This window comes from Neorhizobium fuzhouense, assembly GCF_042611105.1.
Classification (GTDB): domain Bacteria; phylum Pseudomonadota; class Alphaproteobacteria; order Rhizobiales; family Rhizobiaceae; genus Neorhizobium; species Neorhizobium galegae_A.
This window is the reverse complement of the sequence record NZ_JBHFFP010000006.1, coordinates 171,784-188,896: the sequence shown is the minus strand read 5'-3', so window position 1 is coordinate 188,896 and position 17,113 is coordinate 171,784. Positions and strand designations below refer to the sequence as shown.

Genomic DNA, 17,113 nt, shown 5'->3' with positions numbered 1-17,113 from the left:
GATGTCAAGATAAATGGAGCATGACGTATGTCCCGTGTTGGTGATATCGGCCTTACGGCTCTCGCCCCGGCAATCTGGGGATCGACCTATATCGTGACGACCCAGCTTCTGCCGCCGGGCGTGCCGCTGACGGTTGCCATGCTGCGGGCCCTGCCTGCGGGGCTTTTGCTGTTGCTGATCGTGCGCGAGCTTCCGACCGGGGCCTGGTGGTGGAAAAGCCTTGTTCTGGGCGCCCTCAATTTTGCGCTGTTCTGGGCTTTTCTGTTCGTGTCAGCTTACAGATTGCCGGGCGGTGTCGCGGCAACGGTCGGCGCGGTGCAGCCGTTGATCGTGATTGTGCTGTCACGGCTGGTGATGGGGACGCCGGTGCGGCCGCTGTCGATTGCAGCCGGCATTGCCGGGCTTTGCGGTGTGGCGCTTCTGGTGCTGCGGCCGGGAGCCGCGCTTGATCCGCTCGGTATCGCAGCCGGACTGGCCGGCGCATTGTCGATGGCCTTCGGCACCGTTCTCAGCCGCCACTGGAAGCCGGCGGTGTCGCCGCTGACGTTTACCGCATGGCAGTTGACGGCGGGCGGTCTGCTGCTGGCCCCGGTTGCCTTTCTGCTGGAGCCGGGGCTTCCGGTACTCTCGGCGCAAAACTATATGGGCTTTGTCTATCTGGGGCTGATTGGTGCGGCGCTGACCTATATTCTCTGGTTCCGCGGGCTCGGCCGTATCGGCCCGCAGGCTGCGTCGGCGCTCGGCTTCCTCAGTCCGCTGGTTGCGGTGCTGCTGGGCTGGGGGCTTCTGGGGCAGGCGCTGGATGCGGTGCAGGTGGCCGGTGTCGTCGTGGTCCTCACCAGCGTCTGGGCAAGCCAGCGCGCCGCCTCTGCCGCCGGGCGCAAAGCCCCGGCGGCCTGACAGGAAGCGTCAGAGAAGGCTTACGCCCACTCGCCCTTGCGCATGACCGGAACCTTGGTGCCATCGGCCCGGACACCATCGATATCCACCTTGTCCGAGCCGATCATCCAGTCGATGTGGATGAGCGAGGAATTGCCGCCCTGCGCCTTGATCTGCTCAGGCGTCAGCGATGCGCCGTCGAGGAAACATTTTGAATAGCACTGGCCAAGTGCGATGTGGCAGGAGGCATTTTCATCAAACAGCGTGTTGTAGAAGAGCACGCCGGAGGCGGAAATCGGTGAGGAATGCGGCACCAGCGCCACTTCGCCGAGGCGACGGGCGCCTTCATCCGTATCGAGAACCTTGTTCAGCACCTCTTCGCCCTTCGACGCCTTGGCCTCGACAATGCGGCCTGCCTCGAAGCGCACCTGGATGTTGTCGATGAGCGTTCCCTGGTGGGACAGCGGCTTGGTCGAGGAGACATGGCCTTCCACTTTCAGCGCATGCGGCGTGGTGAAGACTTCTTCCGTCGGGATATTGGGGTTGCAGGTGACGCCGTTCTTAGCCTTCGATGCGCCGCCATGCCATTCGTGACCGTCGGCAAGGCCCACCGTCAGGTCCGTGCCGGGACCTGAAAAATGCAGCGCGGCAAACCGTTCGCCATTGAGAAAGCTCGAGCGCTTCTTCAGGTTGGCGTTGTGGTCTGCCCAGGCGGCAATCGGGTCCGGCGTATTGATGCGCGAGGCGGAAAAGATCGCTTCGGCAAGCGCCCGCACGGCATCGTCTTCGGCCATATCCGGAAACACCTGCCGCGCCCAGGCCGGGTTTGGATAGGAGCAGATATGCCAGTTGATATCGAAATTGGAGATCTTTTCGAGCGCCGGCTTGTAGGCGATGGAATTGGCCTTGTTGGCGCGCGCCACCTTTTCCGGATCCTGGGCGGCCAGCATCATCGGATTGTCGCCGGAAATGGCAAGGCGGGCCGCGCCACCGGCATAGGCTTTTGCCATGCCTTCGTAGAGCCAGCCGGATGCCCTGTCGAAACTTTCATCCGGCGCTTCGGCATAGCGTGCAAGGGTGGTTTCCTCGTCCGAATAGAAGGTGGTGACGAGGCCGGCGCCGGCGCGGTAGGCATGGCGCGTGATGAAGCGCACGAGCGGCAAAGCGGCAATCGGCGCGGTGATGATGAGATCCTGGTTCTTCTGCAGCTGCAGGCCAACCTTCACGGCCACTTCCGCCAGCTTCTCCAGCTTGACGGGATCGATGGCGCTGGTCTCAACGAGCGATTGGGTCATGGGCGGCCTGCTTCCTTGCAAAGTTTCAGAACGGGTGTGACGGGGAGATAGGTCGTGGGCTAAGCCTCTGCAACGACGCTGGCGACGATCGCCGCCAGCACCGTTTTTGCATCCGATGGCGAAAGGCGCACCTGAAGTCCGCGCTGGCCGCCGTTCATGTAGACGAGCGGCTCATCCATGGCGGCCGCCTCGATGGCGGTCGGCACCGTCTTCTTCTGGCCAAACGGGCTGATGCCGCCGACGACATAACCGGTTGCCTTTTCGGCATTGGCCGGTTTCATCATCGCCGCCGACTTGCCCGAAAAGGCCGCCGCGAGCTTCTTCATCGAGACTTCGCGATCCGAGGGCACGACGACGCAGACCGGCTTCCCATCCACTTCCGCCATCAGCGTTTTCAACACGCGGTGCGGTTCCTCGCCGATCGCCTCTGCCGCCTGAAGGCCGATGCGTTCGGCATTCGGATCGTAATCATAGGTGTGGACGGTAAAGGCGACGCCGGCTTTGGCAAGCGCCTGCGTGGCGCGGGTGGTTTTCGACATGGTGGAAACGCTGGTTTTCGAAGGCGGGATCAGGATTTGGAGAACAGGGCCTCATAGGTTTCAGGCTTGAAGCCGACCGTCAAGCCGCCTTCGGTCTCCAGCACCGGCCGCTTGATCATCGAGGGCTGCGCCAGCATCAGCTCGATGGCCTTTTCGCGGGTGAGTTCGGCCTTGTCGACCTCATCGAGCTTGCGAAATGTCGTGCCGGCGCGGTTGAGGATCGTGTCGACACCGAGCTTGTCCGTCCATTCCTCCAGATGGGCGCGATCGATGCCATCGGTCTTGTAGTCGTGGAAGCGATAGGCAACGCCCTGCGCGTCCAGAAAGCTGCGGGCCTTCTTCATCGTGTCGCAGGCCTTGATGCCGTAAAGCGTGATCATGCGTGTCTCCCTTCGGGTCAGTCGGCCCGCCACTGTCTATAAAATTGCCAAATGGTAAAGCCTGAAGTGCCGTGACATGCGGGCGCTGCATGGCTCCCATCCTGCCTTGTGCGTTGTGATCGGGGGCTCTGGCTCCCATATCTCAGTCATCACAAAGGAGATGAACATGTCTACGAATTTGAGCAGGATGCGCGGTGGCTTCATTGGTCGTGCCATCGCTGTCTTCGGTGCCGCTGCTGCTGCGTCTGCTGCCGTTGAAGGTGGCCGCAAGCCCTTGAAGCGCGACCTCGTGACGCTCGGCATCGATCCCAAGGCCTTCGACACCATCGCCTGACCTGCGGCCGGTCTATCCAAGGACAAGGCGCCCGCAATCGGCCGCTAGTCCTTCGGCGTCATGTCTGACCAGACCGGTTTGCTCACGCTTTGCAGGAGCTCCGGTGCCACGCCATCGATGCGGGCGATGACGGCCTTGGCCAGTTCCCGGCCGGCCTGGCGCACATCCTCGTTGATGGCGTGAATTTCCGGGCGGATCCAGTTGAGGAACTCCGCCGATTGCTTCGACACCATGTCGATGCTGTCGCCGAGGCGGGCGCCGGCCGCTTCAAGCCCGGCCACCAGCGCAATTGCCGAACTGCCGCTGATCGAGATGATGCCATCCGGCGGCTCCGCCGAGGACATCAGCCCCTGCATATGGGTGCGGATCGTATCCAGAGACGCCTCGCTGGTGAGGCGGCCCATCGCAACTTCCGTGGCGCCGAAGGCCTTCAGGCCGCGCTCGAAGCCGATGCGGGTGTGCAGGTAATAGGACAGCTTGGCCGGCGGGGCGAGAAGCGCGATGCGGCGTCTTCCCCGCGAGGCCAGCTTTTCCACCGCCTGATAGGCAAAGCTTTCATTGTCGAAATCATGAAACGGATGGCAGACGCCCATATCCGTGCGGCCATGGGTGGCGAAGGGGAAATTGCGCTCCGTCATCAGGGCGACGCGCGGATCGTCGGGCAAAGTGCGCGAGATGATCACGCCATCGGCCGAGCCGGTGTCCAGGATGTAACGCACCGGCGCCATCGGATCCTTCTGATGGGCATGCGGCGTCAGCACGAGATGATATTGCGTGCCGGCCAGAACCTCGGAAATCCCGAACATCATCTGGCTGGTGAAACCCATCAGCTCTTCTTCGATGCTCAGAACAAGCGCGATGACATTGGTCTTGCCGGTCCTCAGGCGCACGCCGGCGCGGTTCGGCTGGTAGCCGAGCTGGGCTGCCACAAGACGCACGCGCTCTTTCGTGTCGGCACCGATATCGGGTGCATCCTTCAACGCCCGCGAGACGGTGGTGATGCCAAGCCCGGTCATATAGGCGATCGTCTTCAAGGTCGGGCGCGCGCTGCCGGTGCGCTCGGGGATCTTTAAAATGCTGCTGTCGTCCATGCACATCCATCCGGTTCAGGCGCGGCACTATAGCCGCCTTCTTCGTCCCTGAATACGAATGCCTCCTCGCCTTCCGGATTTTTCCGGATCGACAAACTGTAACGTTACAGTCGAAATGTCGAGGGCTAAATGTGCCTTGCTCCGCAATTCATGCCCCGCTGGTTGTACAACGCATGCGCGGAATAAATTTTGCACCTGCGAAGGTATGAATTCTTTCAGCCGGTTTAAAACCTAAAATTATAAATTAAAATCAAAAGGTTAGGCAAACATTGGGTTCGGATCGTAACGGCTATCTTCGCCCGTTCAGGTTGATTGAGCGAGGCTTGGTAAAAAATCCGTCTCAGGCCGGTTGCATGCGATCTGACTTTGGCATAGGTTTTTTTACGGCAACGTTTCAGTGAGGGAGGAGACTCATGAATATGCGTGCATTGAAGGCCATTCTCGTGGCAAGCGCGATGTTACCCGCAACCTATGCAGGGGCGGCGGACCTGGAAGTGACCCATTGGTGGACCTCCGGAGGGGAGGCCGCAGCCGTCAAGGAGCTGGCCAAGGCCTTTGACGCCACCGGTAACAAATGGATCGACGGCGCGATCGCCGGATCTGGCGGCACCGCCCGCCCGATCATGATCTCCCGCATTACCGGCGGCGACCCGATGGGCGCCACCCAGTTCAACCATGGCCGCCAGGCCGAGGAACTGGCGCAATCCGGCCTGATGCGCGACCTGACGGCGGTTGCCGAAAAGGAAAAGTGGAAGGACATCATCAAGCCGGCAAGCCTGCTCGACAGCTGCACGATCAACGGCAAGATCTATTGCGCCCCGGTCAACATCCATTCCTGGCAGTGGCTGTGGCTGTCCAACGCCGCCTTCAAGACGGCCGGCGTCGCCGTGCCGAAGAACTGGAACGAATTCGTCGCAGCCGCGCCGGCGCTCGAAAAGGCCGGCATCATTCCGCTTGCCATCGGCGGACAGCCCTGGCAGTCGACGGGCGCCTTCAACGTTCTGATGATTGCCATCAGCGGCAAGGACGTGTTCCAGAAGGTGTTTGCCGACAAGGACGCCAAGGTGGCGGCCGGTCCTGAGATCGCCAAGGTCTTCAAGGCAGCCGACGATGCGCGCCGCATGTCCAAGGGCAGCAATGTCCAGGACTGGAACCAGGCCACCAACATGGTCATCACCGGCAAGGCCGGCGGCCAGATCATGGGTGACTGGGCGCAGGGCGAATTCGCGCTCGCCAACCAGAAGGCCGGCGTCGATTACACCTGCCTTCCGGGCCTCGGCGTCAACGAAGTCATCTCCACCGATGGCGATGCCTTCTACTTCCCGCTTCTGAAGGATGCGGAAAAGTCCAAGGCGCAGGAAGTGCTGGCGTCGACCATCGTCAGCCCCGGCGTGCAGGTGGCGTTCAACCTGAAGAAGGGCTCGCTGCCGATCCGCGGCGATATCGATCTTGCCGCCGCCAATGACTGCATGAAGAAGGGTCTGGAAATCCTGGCCAAGGGCAATGTGGTGCGCTCCACCAACCAGCTGATGTCGGCCGACAGCCAGAAGCAGCTGGAGGATCTGTTCTCGGAATTCTTCGCCAAGCCCGCCATGACCCCGGATGCCGCCCAGAAGCGGTTTGCCGAGATCATTGCCGCGGCCGACTGATCAGCATCGTGCCGGTTCTTTGCGTGAGGCCGGCACGACTTCTTTCGGGCGCGGGCCAATCCGTTGCCCGGAAGGCTTATCCTGCAGACGTCAGACAGCCTTGAGCGGCGGCCACTTGCGCGACCGCCTGACGGCGAAGCCTTGCCTGACATAGGTAAGGCTTTGCCGCCCGAGGCAGCCATTGAGGAGGATGCCCGCATGAGCACCCGCGCGACCGCCAGCGCCCAGCCCGGCATCGGTGCCGGTTCAAGTTCCAGCTCCGGGAGCCGCGCCGTAACCCGCCGGCCGAACCAGCTCTTTCGAAACCTGAATTCCAAGATCGCCTCGATCCCGATGATCCTTGTCGCGGTCTGCGTGTTCCTCGGCGGCACGCTGTGGACGGTGGTCTATTCGTTTACCAATTCCAAGCTTCTGCCGCGCTCCAGTTTTGTCGGGCTCGACCAGTATTACCGCCTGTGGGATGCGCCGCGCTGGGTGATCTCGATCCAGAATCTCGCCATCTACGGCGTGCTGTCGCTGATCTTCAGCCTCGCCATCGGCTTTCTGCTGGCCGCCCTGATGGACCAGAAGATCCGCTTTGAAAACACCTTCCGCACGATCTTTCTCTATCCCTTTGCGCTTTCCTTCATCGTCACCGGCCTCGTCTGGCAGTGGATCCTCAACCCGGAATATGGCGTGCAGTCCATCGTGCGCAGCCTCGGCTGGTCCACCTTCACCTTCGATCCGCTCTATGATTCCAGCATCGTCATCTACGGCGTCCTGATTGCCGGTCTCTGGCAGGGAACGGGGCTCGTGATGTGCCTGATGCTGGCGGGGCTTCGCGGCATTGACGAAGACATCTGGAAGGCCTCGCGCGTCGATGGCATCCCGATGTGGCGCACCTATCTCTTCATCGTCATTCCGATGATGCGGCCGGTCTTCATCACCACGCTCGTCATCATCGCAAGCGGCATCGTCAAGGTCTACGATCTCGTGGTGGCGCAGACGAGCGGCGGTCCGGGCATCGCATCGGAAGTGCCGGCAAAGTATGTCTACGACTACATGTTCCAGGCGCAGAATCTCGGCCAGGGCTTTGCCGCCTCCACCATGATGCTGCTTACCGTCGCCATCATCATCATCCCCTGGGCCTATCTGGAATTCGGAGGAAAGAAGCGTGGCTAACATTTCCACCCTCAACACCACCGCCGCCGGCCTTGATGCCGTATCCGGCCGGCTCGGCTCCGGCCCGAGCGGCGCAAGGCCCCGCAAGGTGCTGTCGCAGCGCAATATCATCCTCTACGGACTGCTGATCGTTGCCGCCCTTTACTACCTTCTGCCGCTCTATGTGATGATCGTCACCTCGATGAAGGGCATGCCGGAAATCCGGCTTGGCAACATTTTCTCGCCGCCCATGGAAATTACCTTCGAGCCCTGGGCAAAAGCCTGGGCGAGCGCCTGCACGGGTCTCAACTGCGACGGGCTGTCGCGCGGCTTCTGGAATTCCGTGCGCATCCTCGTTCCCTCCGTCGTGGTCTCCATCGCGGTTGCCTCGGTCAGCGGTTATGCGCTCGCCAACTGGCGCTTCAAGGGATCGGACGTGTTCTTCTCGATCCTCATCGTCGGCGCCTTCATTCCCTATCAGGTGATGATCTATCCGATCGTTATCCTGCTCCGGGAACTGGGCATCTACGGCACGCTGACCGGCCTGATCATCGTCCATACAATTTTCGGCATGCCGATCCTGACGCTGCTCTTCCGCAACTATTTCACCTCGCTGCCGGAGGAACTGTTCAAGGCGGCGCGTATCGATGGCGCCGGTTTCTGGCAGATCTTTCTGCGCATCATGCTGCCCATGTCGCTGCCGATCTTCGTTGTCGCCATGATCCTGCAGGTGACCGGCATCTGGAACGACTTCCTGTTCGGCGTCGTGTTCACCCGGCCGGACAGCTATCCGATGACCGTGCAGCTCAACAATATCGTCAACTCCGTGCAGGGGGTGAAGGAATACAACGTCAACATGGCCGCCACGCTTCTGACTGGCGCCGTGCCCCTGATCGTCTATTTCGTCTCCGGCAGATTGTTCGTCCGCGGCATTGCCGCCGGCGCAGTAAAGGGCTGAACTTCATGGCCAACAGCGTATCCATCCGCGATCTATCGCTCTCCTTCGGCGCCGTGACAGTGCTGAAGGACCTGAACCTCGACATCCATGACGGGGAATTCCTCGTGCTGCTCGGCTCGTCCGGCTGCGGCAAGTCGACACTTCTGAACTGCATTGCGGGCCTGCTGGAGCCGACCGAAGGGCAGATCTACATCAAGGACCGCAACGTCACCTGGGAAGAACCCAAGGATCGCGGCATCGGCATGGTGTTCCAGTCCTACGCGCTTTATCCGCAGATGACGGTGGAGAAAAACCTCTCCTTCGGCCTGCAGGTCGCCAAGATGCCGAAGCCGGATATCGACAAACGCGTCGCCCGCGCCTCCGAAATCCTGCAGATCGGCCCGCTTTTGAAGCGCAAGCCCGCGGAACTGTCCGGCGGCCAGCGCCAGCGCGTCGCCATCGGGCGTGCCCTGGTGCGCGATGTCGACGTCTTCCTGTTCGACGAGCCGCTCTCCAACCTCGACGCCAAGCTGCGCTCGGAACTGCGCGTCGAAATCAAGCGGCTGCACCAGCAGCTGAAGAACACCATGATCTACGTGACGCATGACCAGATCGAGGCGCTGACGCTCGCCGACCGCATCGCCATCATGAAAAGCGGCGTCATCCAGCAGCTGGACGATCCGATCGTCATTTACAACCGTCCGAAAAACCTCTTCGTCGCTGGCTTCATCGGTTCACCCTCGATGAACTTTTTGCGCGGCGAAATCAGCGAGGTGGAGGGCCGCCCGGTGTTCACCACCCATGGCGTCAATTTCTCGCTTGCCGGCTATCAGACGTCTGAACCGCTCTCGGCCGGGCGCAAGGTGGTGCTTGGCGCGCGCCCGGAACATATCGCCATTGACAGCGATGTCATGGGCGGCGAGGCGCATGAGGCGGTGGTCGACATTGAAGAGCCGATGGGCGCCGACAATCTTTTGTGGCTGAAACACGCCGGCCACCTGATGTCGGTGCGCATCGGGGGCGCGCGCCGCTATGCGCCGGGAAGCCGCGTGCGCATGGCCTTCGACATGAGCATGGCCTCGCTGTTCGATGCCGAGACGGAAGACCGCATCTGATGGTCGTGCCGTGCCGACAGAAGGCCCCCTCTGGCCTGCCGGCCATCTCCCCCACAAGGGGGGAGACCGCAGGTGGTGATCGGCCCGGCTCCATCATTGATGTCATGACGGGTAGGGTTTTGTCTCATGGGCCGGTCTTGAGGATTGAACGGTTTCCGGCATCCTTTCTCCCCCCTTGTGGGGGAGATGGCGGCAGCCAGAGGGGGCTTCTCCCTCCTGAAAGCGCAGCAGAAGGAAAATCGCCATGACCATGATCGATCTCTCAGGCACTTGGCGCCTCTCCTCGCTGGACGAGGAAACCACCGCCCTGATGCCGGTGCCCGGCGATGTGCACACCGCGCTGAAGAATGCCGGTCTGATCCCCGATCCCTATGTCGGGCGCAATGAACTGGATCTTCGCTGGGTGGCTGAGACCGACTGGCAGATCGAGCAGGATTTCTGGCTCGAGGATAGTGCCGGCGACTGGTATCTCGACGTGACCGATCTCGATACGGTGGCGACGATCGAGATCAACGGGCAGGTGGTGCTTGCCGCCGACAATGCCTTTCGCCGCTACCGGCCGGATGTGACTCAGGCGCTGAAGGCGGGCGACAACCGCATCCGCATTGTCTTTTCCTCCAGCATCCGCGAAGGGGCCGCGCGGCAGGCCCGCCAGCCCTTCTATATTCCCTATTCCACCGCCAATTCGCCGATCCCCAACGGAAACATGCTGCGCAAACCGCAATGCCATTTCGGCTGGGACTGGAATATCGCGCTGGCACCCCTCGGGCTCTACGGCACGATTGCCCTGAAGAAGCTGGAAACGGCCCGCATCGAGCATGTCGTCACCCATCAGGCGCATGATGAGACCGGTGTCGACGTCACGGTGACGGTGACGCTGCATGCCGAAGCACAAGGCTACGTGGCGCTGACGCTGGAACTGGGTGATGAGCGCGTCAAGCTTGATTGCGGGGTAAAGCCCGGCGAGACAAACGTCAGTTATGTCTTTCGCATTGATGAGCCGCGCCTCTGGTGGCCATCCGGCAACGGCGAGCAGGCGCTCTACAGGCTGACGGTGGACCTGCCCGATGAGACCGTTATTCGGCAGATCGGTCTTCGCACAGTAAAACTCATCACCGACCCGGACGAGGCAGGCAGCCGTTTTGCCTTCGCCATCAATGGCCGCGAGATCTTTTGCCGGGGCGCGAACTGGATCCCCGCCGATGCGCTGTTTTCGCTGACATCCCGCGACAAGACGCGCGACCTTCTGCAATCGGCCGTCGATGCCAACATGAACATGATCCGCGTCTGGGGCGGCGGTTTCTACGAGGCCGACTGGTTCTACGATCTCTGTGACGAACTGGGGCTGATGGTCTGGCAGGATTTTCAGTTTTCCTGCAACCTCTATCCTTCGACGCCGGATTTTCTCGACAATGTCGCAGCCGAGGTGGATTACCAGGTGCGCCGGCTTTCTTCGCATCCATCCATCGTGCTCTGGTGCGGCGACAATGAGCTGGTCGGCGCGCTCACCTGGTTCAAGGAATCCGTCGAGAACCGCGACCGCTATCTCGTCTCTTACGACCGGCTGAACCGGACGATCGAGCAGGCGCTGGGCAAAGCCGTGCCGGAGGCGATCTGGTGGCCGTCGAGCCCCGCCACCGGCTACATGGACTATGGCGATGCCTGGCATGCCGATGGCTCCGGCGACATGCATTACTGGTCGGTCTGGCACGAGAACAAGCCGTTTGCCGATTACCGTGCGGTGAAGCCGCGCTTCTGCTCGGAATTCGGCTTCCAGTCCTATACGTCGCTGCCGGTGATCGGGACCTATGCCGGTGATCGGGATATGAACATCGCCTCGCCGGTGATGGAATGGCACCAGAAGAATGCCGGCGGCAATGAGCGGATCGCGGCAACGATGTTCCGGTATTTCCGCTTTCCGGAAGGCTTTGCCAATTTCGTCTATCTGTCCCAGGTGCAGCAGGCGCTCGCCATCCGCACCGCGGTCGATTACTGGCGTTCGCTCAAACCCCATTGCATGGGCACGCTCTACTGGCAGCTGAACGACACCTGGCCGGTGGCGTCCTGGTCGAGCCTCGATTACGGCGGCAGCTGGAAACTGCTGCATTATCTCGCGCGGCGGTTTTTTCAGCCGGTTGCCGTGGCCGCCATCCCCTCCGAAGACGGGTCCGAGATCCGGATGTCGCTGGTCAATGATACGCTGTCGGACGTGACGGTGAGCCTTGCCGTGTCGCTGCTGACGCTGTCGGGTGAACGGCGCGACCTTCTGTCGATCGATTCGCTGGTCGCGCCGGATGCGGCGGTAACGGCGATCACCATTCCGGCGGCGGACATCCCGCCCGATTGCCTGCTCGCCTGGCACTTTTCGGCTTCGAACGGCATGGGCGGCGAGGGACATTTCGTGCCCGGCACCTACAAGGGGCTGGATCTTCAGCCGGCGCGGCTCACCACCACCGTGTCAACGGCGCCTGCGGGCGGGTTCGACATCCTGGTGCAGTCCGACGGTCTGGCGCTCTTCGTGATGATCGAGACCGATACGCCCGGGCGCTTTTCCGACAATGCCTTTGATCTGGCGGCAGGCGAAAGCCGGCGGATCACCTATCTGCCCGCCGCCGGCGAACCGCTGTCGGAGGCTCCGCAATTTCGCATCTACGACCTTGCCTCTTCATCGGTCGCAGGCTGAACCATACGTCAAGAAAAGGGCCGTCCGGCCCGGGAGGATGACATGACCAAACTCGGCTTCCAGCTCTATAGTGCCCGCAACTTTCCGCCGCTCAGCGAAACGCTCTCCAAGCTTTCGGCGGCAGGCTATGCCCATGTGGAAGGTTACGGCGGCATCTATGCGACGATGGACGATGCGGCGCTGAAGGCGCTGCGGGCCGATCTCGATACGGCGGGGCTTACCATGCTGACCGGCCATTTCGGCCTCGACATGCTGGAAAAGGAACCACGGCGGGCGCTGAAAGTGGCCGAAACGCTGGGAATCAAGGCCATCTATTGCCCCTATCTGCTGCCGGACCTGCGCCCCTCCGATGCCAGCGGCTGGTTCGCCTTCGGCCAGCGCCTGCAGGAGGCTGGAAAACCCTTTCGCGATGCGGGCTATGTGTTCGGCTGGCATAACCACGATTTCGAGTTCAAGACGTTGTCCGACGGCTCGACGCCGCAGGAGCAGATCCTGGCCGGCGGGCCGGAACTGTCCTGGGAGGCCGATATTGCCTGGGTGGTGCGCGGCGGGGCCGATCCCTTCGCCTGGATCGAAAGCTATGGCAAGCGCATCAGCGCCGTGCATGTGAAGGACATCGCGCCCGCCGGCGAGAACACGGACGAGGACGGCTGGGCCGATGTCGGCCATGGCACGGTGGCGTGGAAGGATCTGGTCGCGGCGCTTTCCTCGACGGCCGTCGAATATTACGTCGTTGAGCACGACAATCCAAACGATCTCGACCGGCTGATCACGCGCTCGATCGCGGCCTTCGAGGGCTACTGACCGCTTTTGGAAGGGGTGGGCTGTGACGGCTGCCCCTTCCTATCGTCCGCAACACTGCCGGCCCCGCCATTCGATGAGGGGGTGCTGGCAGACGCTATTTCCCAAACATGTCATCTTCCCGGAGCGCCCCATGGCCAAGGAACTCGGTGTCGGCATCATCGGATGCGGCAATATCTCCACCACCTATTTTTCGCTGGCCCCGCTGTTCAAGGGCCTGAACATCCGCGCCTGCGCCGATATCAACCGCAGCGCCGCCGAACTACGCGCCGAAGAGTATGGCGTGGCGGCGCAATCCATCGACGAGCTTCTGGCCAATGACGAGCTGGACGTCATCGTCAACCTCACCATTCCCGCCACGCATTTTGCCGTGTCGAAGTCGATCCTTCAGGCGGGAAAGCACGTCTACTCGGAAAAGCCGCTGGTTCTGTCCCTTGAAGAGGGCGAGGAGCTGCAGGCGCTGGCGAAGGCGAAGGGGCTGGCGGTCGGCTGTGCGCCTGATACCTTTCTCGGCGGTTCGCATCAGCTGGCCCGTCAATATATCGACGAGGGCGGTGTTGGCCGCATCACGTCGGGCACCTGCCATGTGATGAGCCCCGGCATGGAAATGTGGCATCCGAACCCCGGCTTCTTCTTCTTGGCCGGCGGCGGGCCGATCCTCGATCTCGGGCCCTATTACATCGCCAGCCTCATCAACCTCATCGGGCCGGTGAAGCGGGTGGGGGCGCTCACCTCTATGGCAAATCCGACGCGTACGATCTCCAGCCAGCCGCTGGCAGGCCAGACGATCCCGGTGGAAACCCCGACGAACATTCACGCGCTCCTGGAATTTGTAAGCGGCGCGACGATCACGCTGTCGGCGAGCTGGGATGTCTGGTCGCACCGCCACGCCAATATGGAGCTTTATGGCACCGAAGGCTCGCTCTACGTGCCGGACCCGAACTTCTTCGGTGGCACCGTGGAAGCTTCCGGCCGCAACAAGGATATCAAGCCGTTGGAGGCCTGGGATCATCCCTTCGGCAAGGTCAACCAGGAGAGCCCGAACGGCCCGCGCGCCAATTATCGCACCGCCGGCCTTGCCGACATGGCGATCGCGCTGATCGACGGGCGTGATCCGCGCTGCTCGCTGGAGCGCGCGCTGCATGGCATCGACGTGATGACCTCTATCCTCAAATCGGGCGAGGAGGGCCGGTTCATCGATATGACCACGACCTGCACACAGCCGGCGGCACTGGGCATCGACGAGGCCCAGGCCTTGCTGCGCTGAGAGCGGACGCCGGCCGCGCCTTCGGGACAGGGCGCGGTCGGCCGTAACCTGAACGACGCTGCACCGGAGATAGAGCAACCATGATCCGCAATCCCATTCTGCCGGGCTTCAACCCCGATCCCTCGATCTGCCGCGTCGGCGAGGATTATTACATCGCCACCTCCACCTTCGAATGGTATCCGGGCGTGCAGATCCACCATTCGAAGGATCTTGCCAACTGGACGCTGGTGCGACGGCCGCTGGAACGCCGCAGCCAGCTCGACATGCGCGGCAATCCCGACAGCTGCGGCATCTGGGCGCCGTGCCTCTCCTATGCGGATGGCCTGTTCTACCTGGTCTATACGGACGTGAAGCGGCTGGATGGCAACTTCAAGGATGCCCACAACTACATCGTGACGGCCAGAAACATCGAGGACGAATGGTCCGATCCGGTCTATGTGAACTCTTCCGGTTTCGACCCGTCGCTGTTTCACGACGATGACGGGAAAAAGTGGTTCGTCAACATGCAGTGGAACCACCGCACCGAAAGCTATGGCGGCGCGCCGAAAACGCCGGCCTTCGACGGTATTCTGCTGCAGGAATGGGATGCCAAGGCCGGCCGCCTCGTCGGCCCGGTCAAGAACATCTTTGCCGGCAGCACGCTCGGGCTGGTCGAAGGCCCGCATCTCTTCAAGCGCAACGGCTGGTACTATCTGACGACGGCCGAAGGCGGCACCGGCTATGATCATGCGGTGACGATGGCGCGCGCGAAAACCATAGACGGGCCTTACGAGATGCATCCGGACACGCATCTCATCACGTCCAAGGATCACCCGGAGGCGCCGCTGCAGCGCGCCGGCCACGGGCAATATGTCGAGACGCCGGAGGGCGAGGCCTATCACACCCATCTCTGCGGCCGGCCGCTTGCGCCGAAACGCCGCTGCACGCTCGGGCGCGAGACGGCGCTGCAAAAATGCGTCTGGCGGGACGACTGGCTGTATCTCGCCGACGGCGGAACCGTACCGGCTGTCGAGGTGGAAGCGCCGAACGGCGCCGAGACGCATCCGAAAACCGCCCGCGTTGAAACGACCTTCGAGGGCCCGGAGCTTCCTGCGGATTTCCAGTGGCTGCGCACGCCGGAACCGGAGCGTATCTTCAGCCTGACCGCCCGGCCGGGCGCTCTGCGGCTTTACGGGCGCGAAAGCATCGGATCATGGTTCGAGCAGGCGCTTGTGGCGCGCCGGCAGGAGCATCACGCGTTTCGGGCGGAAACCGTGCTGGATTTTTCGCCCGATACCTATCAGCAGGCGGCGGGGCTGACGCATTATTATAACCGCCACAAGTTCCATGCGGTGGCGGTCACCCTGCATGAACAGCTCGGCCGCGTCATCACGCTGTACTCCTGCCCCGGCGATTACCCGCATTCACGGGTGATCTTTCCCGTCGGCAGCGGCGAGGCGGTGGCGGATGGCCCGGTGCATCTGGCGCTGGAGGTCAACGACAATGACCTGCAGTTCTTCCATCGCACTTCGCCGGGCGGCGACTGGCAGCCCTTCGGCCCGGTGCTCGATGCCGGCGTGATTTCCGACGAAGGCGGACGCGGCGAACACGGTTCCTTCACCGGTGCCTTTACCGGCATGTTCGTCTTCGATATCACCGGCCGAGCCGTTGCGGCGGATTTTTCGCTCTTTGCCTATGAGCCGCTTTGGAAATAGCCCGACCGTTAATTTTGTCTGAGAAGGCTTTGCCTTGTAGAGGTGCCTGGAAGTCATTGATGTTTATGATATAAAAACTATTAATGGGGAATTATATTATAAAATACGAAAACTTTACATAAAGAAGTTTTGTATTTTTTGGAAATACAACTCGACAATATTGATATAATTCAATTAGAAATGCGATCGGCTGCGAATTTCAACTGTTCCTGATCGTATGCAAGGTCTGGTGGCCCTGACAATGCCTGGGGGGAGGTGTCCTTGCCACCCTCTGGCCAAAGGATCTGATCGGGTTCCGTGAGCGGAAGGGGGTCGGATTGCGCGTACTGGATAATCCGCTGACTGCGTTTAATCTGAAGGTATTTTGTACACTTCTGGAAGAAAGGAATGTGACGCAGGCGGCCAACAAGCTGCAGTTGTCACAGCCTGCCACCAGTCTTGTTCTGAAGCAATTGCGTGAAATATTCGGCGATCCGCTTCTCTTGCGCGGCGACGGGCGCATGGTGCCGACGGAGCGCGCGCTGATGCTGCGCGACGCCGCAATCCGTGCGCTTGCCGACCTCAACGAACTGATTGTCAACCCCGATGATTTCGATCCGCAGAGATTGCACCAGACATTTTCACTGGTGCTGTGCGGAAACCTGTCGCCATCGCTGCTTGCCCGTTTTGTTCGCGAGGTGACGCGGCAGGCACCGGGCGTGAAGCTCTTGATGCGAAAGGTGACGGACGTCAACGAGGTCGCGAACCTGCTGGTTGCCGGCGTGGCCGATCTGGCCGTCGGATCCTGGATCGACCCGCCGGCTCACCTCAACAGGGCTCTGCTGTTCGAGGAGGACTTCGTCTGTCTCGTCGACCGCGACCATGCCTTCACGCGCGCAACTCCGACCTTTGTCGATTACGCCAATGCCCGCCATGTGGTGACGCAGGATTGTGCCGAGACCGGTGCATTCGGCCTGGAGAAGCGCAGCCTCTCACTGCAGGTGACGCGAGAGCGCACGATCACGGCAACCGACGAATTGACATCACCTTATCTTCTGGTTGGAACGGATCTCGTGGCAACTGTCACCCGCAGCGTCGCCGTTCATTACGCCAGCATGCTGCCGCTTGCGGTCATCATGTGTCCGGTCCCGTTTCCGCACTCGCATTTCTACCAGATCTGGGATGAACGCTGCGATTATTCTCCGGCGCAGAAATGGCTGCGCGCGCAGCTTGCGGCAGCCTGTCGGAGCGACACGGTGGCGTGAGGCGGGGGCGGGCAGGCCGGCAGACGCCCTTTCCGATGGACGCTGCCCTGTGCCGATGGCGCGCG

Annotated in this window: 15 protein-coding genes; 11 read left to right on the top strand and 4 right to left on the bottom strand. The window is 61.6% G+C overall.

The annotated features are described in order from the left end of the window. Positions 1–27: 27 nt before the first annotated feature. Complete coding sequence (locus ACEXP3_RS13065) at positions 28–900, top strand: EamA family transporter (RefSeq protein WP_377297650.1); 873 nt, start codon at positions 28–30, stop codon at positions 898–900. 20 nt (positions 901–920) lie between these two features. On the opposite strand, the gene ACEXP3_RS13060 is transcribed toward ACEXP3_RS13065, so the two are convergent. The 3 genes from ACEXP3_RS13060 to ACEXP3_RS13050 are packed head-to-tail and all read right to left on the bottom strand — an operon-like array spanning position 921 to position 3,093. Next, positions 921–2,174, bottom strand: a complete 1,254-nt coding sequence (locus tag ACEXP3_RS13060; protein ID WP_377297649.1) for an aminopeptidase — start codon at positions 2,172–2,174, stop codon at positions 921–923. Between the two features lie 59 nt (positions 2,175–2,233). After that, the gene (ybaK, locus tag ACEXP3_RS13055) at positions 2,234–2,713 is read right to left on the bottom strand and encodes a Cys-tRNA(Pro) deacylase (RefSeq protein ID WP_377297648.1); all 480 of its coding nucleotides are present in this window, start codon (positions 2,711–2,713) and stop codon (positions 2,234–2,236) included. A 29-nt stretch (positions 2,714–2,742) separates the two neighbouring features. Further along, a complete protein-coding gene (locus ACEXP3_RS13050; protein ID WP_377297647.1) occupies positions 2,743–3,093 on the bottom strand; it encodes an ArsC family reductase in 351 nt (116 codons plus the stop codon). 166 nt (positions 3,094–3,259) lie between these two features. Between ACEXP3_RS13050 and ACEXP3_RS13045 the strand changes: the two genes are divergently transcribed. Further along, on the top strand, positions 3,260–3,427 hold the full coding sequence (locus ACEXP3_RS13045) for a hypothetical protein (protein WP_210103817.1): 168 nt from the start codon (positions 3,260–3,262) through the stop codon (positions 3,425–3,427). A 44-nt stretch (positions 3,428–3,471) separates the two neighbouring features. On the opposite strand, the gene ACEXP3_RS13040 is transcribed toward ACEXP3_RS13045, so the two are convergent. Beyond that, complete coding sequence (locus ACEXP3_RS13040; RefSeq protein ID WP_377297646.1) at positions 3,472–4,518, bottom strand: LacI family transcriptional regulator; 1,047 nt, start codon at positions 4,516–4,518, stop codon at positions 3,472–3,474. A gap of 413 nt (positions 4,519–4,931) precedes the next feature. On the opposite strand from ACEXP3_RS13040, the gene ACEXP3_RS13035 reads away from it, so the two are divergent. The 9 genes from ACEXP3_RS13035 (at position 4,932) to ACEXP3_RS12995 (ending at position 17,048) form a co-directional block, all read left to right on the top strand. Beyond that, a complete protein-coding gene (locus tag ACEXP3_RS13035) occupies positions 4,932–6,167 on the top strand; it encodes an ABC transporter substrate-binding protein (RefSeq protein WP_210103815.1) in 1,236 nt (411 codons plus the stop codon). 198 nt (positions 6,168–6,365) lie between these two features. Beyond that, the gene (locus tag ACEXP3_RS13030; RefSeq protein WP_377297645.1) at positions 6,366–7,328 is read left to right on the top strand and encodes a carbohydrate ABC transporter permease; all 963 of its coding nucleotides are present in this window, start codon (positions 6,366–6,368) and stop codon (positions 7,326–7,328) included. Beyond that, positions 7,321–8,265, top strand: a complete 945-nt coding sequence (locus ACEXP3_RS13025; protein ID WP_210103814.1) for a carbohydrate ABC transporter permease — start codon at positions 7,321–7,323, stop codon at positions 8,263–8,265. Before ACEXP3_RS13030 ends, ACEXP3_RS13025 begins: the two co-directional genes overlap by 8 nt. Positions 8,266–8,270: 5 nt before the next feature. Continuing rightward, positions 8,271–9,359, top strand: a complete 1,089-nt coding sequence (locus ACEXP3_RS13020; RefSeq protein ID WP_377297644.1) for an ABC transporter ATP-binding protein — start codon at positions 8,271–8,273, stop codon at positions 9,357–9,359. A 244-nt stretch (positions 9,360–9,603) separates the two neighbouring features. After that, the gene (locus ACEXP3_RS13015; protein WP_377297642.1) at positions 9,604–12,042 is read left to right on the top strand and encodes a beta-mannosidase; all 2,439 of its coding nucleotides are present in this window, start codon (positions 9,604–9,606) and stop codon (positions 12,040–12,042) included. 42 nt (positions 12,043–12,084) lie between these two features. After that, positions 12,085–12,846 (top strand): sugar phosphate isomerase/epimerase family protein, encoded by a 762-nt coding sequence (locus tag ACEXP3_RS13010; protein ID WP_377297641.1) that lies wholly within the window; start codon positions 12,085–12,087, stop codon positions 12,844–12,846. A 130-nt stretch (positions 12,847–12,976) separates the two neighbouring features. Beyond that, positions 12,977–14,110: a Gfo/Idh/MocA family protein gene (locus tag ACEXP3_RS13005; protein ID WP_377297640.1), complete on the top strand. Its 1,134-nt coding sequence runs from the start codon at positions 12,977–12,979 to the stop codon at positions 14,108–14,110. A gap of 80 nt (positions 14,111–14,190) precedes the next feature. Further along, positions 14,191–15,804 (top strand): glycoside hydrolase family 43 protein, encoded by a 1,614-nt coding sequence (locus ACEXP3_RS13000; protein WP_377297639.1) that lies wholly within the window; start codon positions 14,191–14,193, stop codon positions 15,802–15,804. A 317-nt stretch (positions 15,805–16,121) separates the two neighbouring features. Next, complete coding sequence (locus tag ACEXP3_RS12995) at positions 16,122–17,048, top strand: LysR family transcriptional regulator (RefSeq protein ID WP_377297637.1); 927 nt, start codon at positions 16,122–16,124, stop codon at positions 17,046–17,048. Positions 17,049–17,113 lie beyond the last annotated feature (65 nt).

Excerpts from the sequence above, each read along its gene's own strand:
- ACEXP3_RS13030 (WP_377297645.1), top strand. The coding sequence starts at position 6,366 with ATGAGCACCCGCGCGACCGCCAGCGCCCAGCCCGGCATCGGTGCCGGT.
- ACEXP3_RS13040 (WP_377297646.1), bottom strand. The coding sequence starts at position 4,518 with ATGGACGACAGCAGCATTTTAAAGATCCCCGAGCGCACCGGCAGCGCG.
- ACEXP3_RS13035 (WP_210103815.1), top strand. The coding sequence starts at position 4,932 with ATGAATATGCGTGCATTGAAGGCCATTCTCGTGGCAAGCGCGATGTTA.
- ACEXP3_RS13060 (WP_377297649.1), bottom strand. The coding sequence starts at position 2,174 with ATGACCCAATCGCTCGTTGAGACCAGCGCCATCGATCCCGTCAAGCTG.
- ACEXP3_RS13005 (WP_377297640.1), top strand. The coding sequence starts at position 12,977 with ATGGCCAAGGAACTCGGTGTCGGCATCATCGGATGCGGCAATATCTCC.
- ybaK (WP_377297648.1), bottom strand. The coding sequence starts at position 2,713 with ATGTCGAAAACCACCCGCGCCACGCAGGCGCTTGCCAAAGCCGGCGTC.
- ACEXP3_RS13000 (WP_377297639.1), top strand. The coding sequence starts at position 14,191 with ATGATCCGCAATCCCATTCTGCCGGGCTTCAACCCCGATCCCTCGATC.
- ACEXP3_RS13010 (WP_377297641.1), top strand. The coding sequence starts at position 12,085 with ATGACCAAACTCGGCTTCCAGCTCTATAGTGCCCGCAACTTTCCGCCG.
- ACEXP3_RS13015 (WP_377297642.1), top strand. The coding sequence starts at position 9,604 with ATGACCATGATCGATCTCTCAGGCACTTGGCGCCTCTCCTCGCTGGAC.
- ACEXP3_RS13020 (WP_377297644.1), top strand. The coding sequence starts at position 8,271 with ATGGCCAACAGCGTATCCATCCGCGATCTATCGCTCTCCTTCGGCGCC.
- ACEXP3_RS13045 (WP_210103817.1), top strand. The coding sequence starts at position 3,260 with ATGTCTACGAATTTGAGCAGGATGCGCGGTGGCTTCATTGGTCGTGCC.
- ACEXP3_RS13050 (WP_377297647.1), bottom strand. The coding sequence starts at position 3,093 with ATGATCACGCTTTACGGCATCAAGGCCTGCGACACGATGAAGAAGGCC.
- ACEXP3_RS13065 (WP_377297650.1), top strand. The coding sequence starts at position 28 with ATGTCCCGTGTTGGTGATATCGGCCTTACGGCTCTCGCCCCGGCAATC.